Source organism: Edaphobacter aggregans DSM 19364 (assembly GCF_000745965.1).
GTDB classification, from domain to species: domain Bacteria; phylum Acidobacteriota; class Terriglobia; order Terriglobales; family Acidobacteriaceae; genus Edaphobacter; species Edaphobacter aggregans.
The window spans coordinates 1-5,003 of record NZ_JQKI01000242.1 but is presented as its reverse complement, the minus strand read 5'-3'; the positions used below and the strand labels follow the sequence as shown (position 1 = coordinate 5,003).

The following is a 5,003-nucleotide window of genomic DNA, read 5'->3' as shown; positions in this document are numbered from 1 at the left end:
CTGCGCCAGCAACTCGCGCAACGAATGTTCGATCTTCCCAGCTTGCCGCTTGTCTTCCAGGCACCCGGCCAAGCCGCCGATCAAGCCGTAGCCTCGCTCGGCCGCCTTCAACAGGATGGCGCCGCCATCGGAACTGCCCTGCCGCTGATCGAACTGCGCCACGACCGGCTTGGGAAAAATCTCAGCGAACAACAAACACTCTGTCGTGCTATTGTCTGACACGCATAGGCCTCTTTGGCTTATTTAAACACTGTCTTGACAGCATGTCCGGAGCTTTCGCTTCTTCAACCTTCAAGAATTATTCGGGCTAGCGCGATCTAAATCCCCGGATGTAGCAAGCGCCGTTAGCCTGCCGTACACCGTAACTCTACAGCGCGTTCCGAATCTTGGTTTTGCAGATCTCTCCGGAGCCGCCGGTTTCGGGCAATATCGCGACTATAACTATAACCACAACGTCTTCGACAACCTGAGCTATATCGTTGGCAAGCATAGTCTGAAGTTTGGTTTTACATATAATCACTACCTCAAATCCGAGAATGCAGGCGGGGATAATGTAGGCAACTACAACTTCGATAGCACCAATAACGTTGGGTTGGATGCTTTAAGTCTGCAGTCGCAAGACTGGGCGAATTGTTTGCTCGGTTATGCGTCAGACAGCTTCAGCCAGGCGCCCATCGACGTGACCGCAAACACGACGCAGAACCTGTGGGAGTTCTATGGGCAAGATGAGTGGCGTGCTACGCCCCGGGTAACTCTCAGTTTCGGACTTCGTTATTCCTATTTTCAAACACCCTTCGACGGGGCCAACAAGCTGACAAGCTTCGATCCCTCCGTTTATGACGCATCCAAGGCTCCAAAGATCGACCCCAAAACTGGATTGATGGTTCCGAATACAGGAACTGCGAATAACGGAATCATAGTCGGCGGTGTCAACTCGCCTTACGGACGCTACATTACGAAGCAGAATAAAGCGAACTTCGCGCCTCGTTTTGGTGTTGCGTATGACGTGTTTGGCGACGGGACCACGGCACTTCGGGCCGGAGCGGGGCTCTTTTACGATTCCGTAGCAGCTGGTTTGGCTGAAGACAATACATTCAACAATCCACCTTTTATTTCGAGCGCAAATTTTGGTTCGGTCACGAATATCAGCAATACAGGATCGTTGACGGCTTTGACAAACAATCTGCCGCCATCGCTTTGGACGACTGCACCGAATTGGAAGACCCCCTATGCGGCGGAGTGGAATGTTGATCTGCAGCATCAGTTCAAACAGGCTCATAATCTAATCCTGGATATTGGCTACGTGGGAAACAAGGGAACCCACTTGGTTGGCGTGCAGGATATCAATCAGGTTAAGCCTGGAGTTGCGGCCGCGTCGGGCTTGTATACGAATCCCTATGCAGGGGGGACGGCGGCGGGTGCAAAACTGAATGCTGTGCGGCCTTATCTCGGCTATGGTTCGATTGGCCAAATCGCGCCACAGTTCGATTCGAATTACAACTCTCTCCAACTAAGTGTTGAGCAGCCTCTCACAGCAAACCTGACCGCGAACGCCGCATACACTTACTCCCATGGGTTGACAGACAATCAGTCTGATCGGTCTTCCGGACTTCAGAATACTTATTGCCGTCTCTGCGAATACGGCAGCAGCAGTATCGATCGTCGTCATGTATTCACTGGCAACTTTATTTATCAACTGCCGTTCTACCGTGACCAGGTCGGAGCGATAGGGCACCTGTTAGGCGGATGGCAGACTTCCGGCATCATCACGGTGAATAGCGGCCTTCCTCTGACAGTGCTTGCAGGCCGGACGGGAACCTTTGGGGATCCTGCCGCTTCTGGATTGAATGTAGTTGGGGCTCCGAACAATGGCAGTCCTTCCACACCTCGGCCGAACCAGATCGCAAATCCCAATAACGGCCCTAAAACGTGGAGCAAGTTCTTCAACACGGCGGCATTTTCTGCACCAACCGGTCCCCAGATGTATGGAGGAACAGAGCGTCGCGGTGCAGTGCTCGGACCGGGACTCTGGCGTTACGATATGGCCGTGTCTAAAGACACGCGAATCTTCGAAAGGTTAAGCATGCAATTCCGTGTTGAGGCCTTCAATCTCTTTAACCACACGAACTTTTCCACTCTTAACACAACCTTGACCAGTAGTCTGTACGGCCGAGTCACCGGCACGCGTGATCCGAGAATTTTGCAACTCTCAACGAAGTTTCAGCCAACGTCGAACGGTGGACTTCGTCGCTCAATCCATAGAACCGACAAAAACTCATGATGAGTGGCCGCCACTTGTCAGGATCGATATGGTTTCTGGTGCCGTTAACGATGAGTTCTTCTTCAATGTGGGCGCGTACGATTCGGACCTCGAATGCCCAGCAACCGGGTCGCTGGGCAGAGCCGTTTCCGAATGGATGAGCGGTCTCCAAGACGGCTTCGAGTTGAATGGGACACTGATCGATGCGGAGAGCCCCAACCAACTCTGATTCTGAAGCAGTAAGGCCGGAGAGTTGCAGCTTATTCCTCGCGTGTCGATATCCCATCGCGACCTTATGCGGAGGCACCGGATCAGCGCCTGTAAGTTTGGCCAAGAGATCTACCGCGTCCACCTGCGCCACAGAAGGGAGATTCAAAACACACTCCTTTTCCCGCGTGAGGTTTTTTGTTGTCTGGGAGCTGGAGCCTAGACCTAACATGCAGTTCCAGCCGAGCCACCAAGCTGAAGACATAGGCGCGATATTCAGAGTGCGATCCTCATTCAACGTGCTGACCAGGATCACGGGAGTGCCGAAGTAAAGGATGGAAGGTTCGATAGACAAGTGCATGAGCTTAGGGTGCAACTTAAAAAAGTTGCGACGCACTCGCTTTCTTGCTTTCGTATTAGAGTTCATCGCCGAATCATTGCTTTTGCGAGTGATTCAAGGTGCGGACACCCCGCAGTTGCGAGCGTCTTTCAGAGCATGCATCTCCGGAGTTGAAATCTCCGTACGTCGCCTTGCCAGAACTTCAGAAAGAACCTCTATGCGTTGCAGTTCACGTCCGCTCATCGTTACTAAGCCCAATCTCTTCCTCCCGAAGCTCACTTTCGGAAGGGTAGTTTGGACATTTCAACTTTGCAGAGCTACGACATTATTGCTTTGCAGTTACACAGTCCGTGTTGGTGCTCAATAGAAATGACAGGGTGTTTCGCCCGTTAGAAATGTCAGTCTAAACCTTAGTCGTCGTCGTGCGGTGGGAATGTGTGAAATCACCGCACTTGGTGATTTCCAAGGACTGTGGGAAGGGTGGGAGACCGGACAGCTTCATCGTCCGGTCTTCCATGCTTTCCATCAGGCCGTCATTTCCACCGCTTCTGCCGGCGGCGGCGAATTCAATTGTTCTTCCGGCAGGCCGTAGATCTTGCGAGGTGTCTTGCGATAGCCGCCCTTTTCGCTGTTGGTCTCTACCTTCGATTGGCACTTCGTGTCCTGCTGTGCCTTGATGATGCTGAGCGCATGTCTTAGGCGTTTGTTCTCAACGATGGCGGTGTGGCTGACGCGTTGATCCTTGCTGAAGACACGATAGGGAAGCGCCTGTCCTTTCCATCGCACCTCCAGACGACCATCAGGAAAATCGTAGAGGTCGACGTACTTACCACCCAGACCTTCAGAAACATCGTTCCGTTCGAGGATGATCTGCTTGCGGTCGTAGGACATGGCCAGCTGCTCGCTGACGTAACGCTGTTCGCCGTGGCACAGGATATCGTTCAGCCGGGTGGGAACGATGTTGAGAGGGCGGTGGAGATCTTCCGCTCTGACAGCACGAACGGCAAAGCGTTCGTTATAGCGCTCAAGAAACTCCGGCAGGAAGGCGTTGCCGGCCTCTGCATCGCAGATGTTGGCAAGCCGTAGCTCCTTCACCAAACGGTCCTGAAGGGTCCGTTGGCTCGCTCGACACGGCCCTTGGCCTGACTGGAGTTCGCGCAGATGATCTCGATGTTCAACTCGGCCAGTGCACGGCCGAACTGCGTCATCCCGGAGCCGCCCTTAGAGTCCGGCCGGTTCACCCGAAAGACCGTGTGCTTGTTGGAGTAAAAGGCGACAGGGCATCCATGGTCGTTCAGATAGCCTTGCAATGCTTCGAAGTACGAGTCCGTGCTCTCGCTGGCGACGAAGCGCAACTGCATCAGTCGGCTCGTTGCATCGTCGATGAGCACCAACAGCGTACACGCAGCACCGCGGCCCTCGAACCAGCGATGGTCACTGTCATCGATCTGGATCAGCTCGCCGTAGCTCTCACGCCTGAGACGCGGCTGATGAAAGCTTCTTCGCTGCTTGCGGGATAGCCACAGTCCGTCCGCTACCAGCCATCTGCGGAGCGTCTCGCGGCCGATCTTGATGGATCCAATCTCCTAGCCTCTCCCAGAGAGATATAGAGGTTACGCTTCCCCTCACGCCTAGGCATCTTGCCCTTTTCACTCACCGCTTCGAAGCAGGAGCTTATTACCGCTGTCGGAAGGCGCGACAAACGAGACGAACCGTACAACCCTGTCTTTTGCCACAATGGATAGCCGAACTGGAGAAGGCCAAATAGGGCTGGCTTTGCTGCTCTTGGCCACCTGATTTTGAATAGCCAATTGATGTACACCCTTCTTGGCTACGTTCTGCGCTCTCTGCTTGGGGCAGAGCGTGTTCGGCTGACTGAGATAGCATCGGGACGGGCCCGATAAGCGCAAACCACTCATCAATTTCTTGCAATCAAGGTTTAGATGTTTTCGAAGCTCGCGTATCCAGGATGGACGGCTAGATCACGTAGAATGGTGCAATGCCTAAAGCTCCTGCAGCAATCACCTCTCCCAAGATCAAGAAGCTCGCCGCCAAAGCAGCCAAATCTCCCAGCATGCTTACTACCGAAGAGACGCGTGAACTCGGTGCGTCAGTCTTGGCTCACCTATCACCTCCGAAAGAAGTCCCTTCTATTCCGGCGAAGAGAATCTCTACAAAGAAGTAAACGACGAAACG

The 5,003-nt window shown here is 53.6% G+C and carries 3 protein-coding genes and 1 pseudogene; 1 reads left to right on the top strand and 3 read right to left on the bottom strand.

Features of this window, described 5'->3' with window-relative positions:
* The coding region (locus Q363_RS30500) for a transposase (RefSeq protein WP_035358265.1) at positions 1-192 on the bottom strand (192 nt) is incomplete at its 3' end.
* 157 nt (positions 193-349) lie between these two features.
* Here Q363_RS30500 and Q363_RS41625 point away from each other — a divergent pair.
* Positions 350-2,281: a TonB-dependent receptor domain-containing protein gene (locus Q363_RS41625; protein WP_342667474.1), complete on the top strand. Its 1,932-nt coding sequence runs from the start codon at positions 350-352 to the stop codon at positions 2,279-2,281.
* On the opposite strand, the gene Q363_RS39585 is transcribed toward Q363_RS41625, so the two are convergent.
* A complete protein-coding gene (locus Q363_RS39585) occupies positions 2,175-2,828 on the bottom strand; it encodes a flavin reductase family protein (protein WP_084080937.1) in 654 nt (217 codons plus the stop codon). The two genes, Q363_RS41625 and Q363_RS39585, sit on opposite strands and share 107 nt — an antisense overlap.
* Positions 2,829-3,332: 504 nt before the next feature.
* A pseudogene (locus Q363_RS45050) lies at positions 3,333-4,393 on the bottom strand (ISNCY family transposase); the annotation flags it as partial.
* Positions 4,394-5,003: the final 610 nt, after the last annotated feature.

Excerpts from the sequence above, each read along its gene's own strand:
- Q363_RS39585 (WP_084080937.1), bottom strand. The coding sequence starts at position 2,828 with ATGCACTTGTCTATCGAACCTTCCATCCTTTACTTCGGCACTCCCGTG.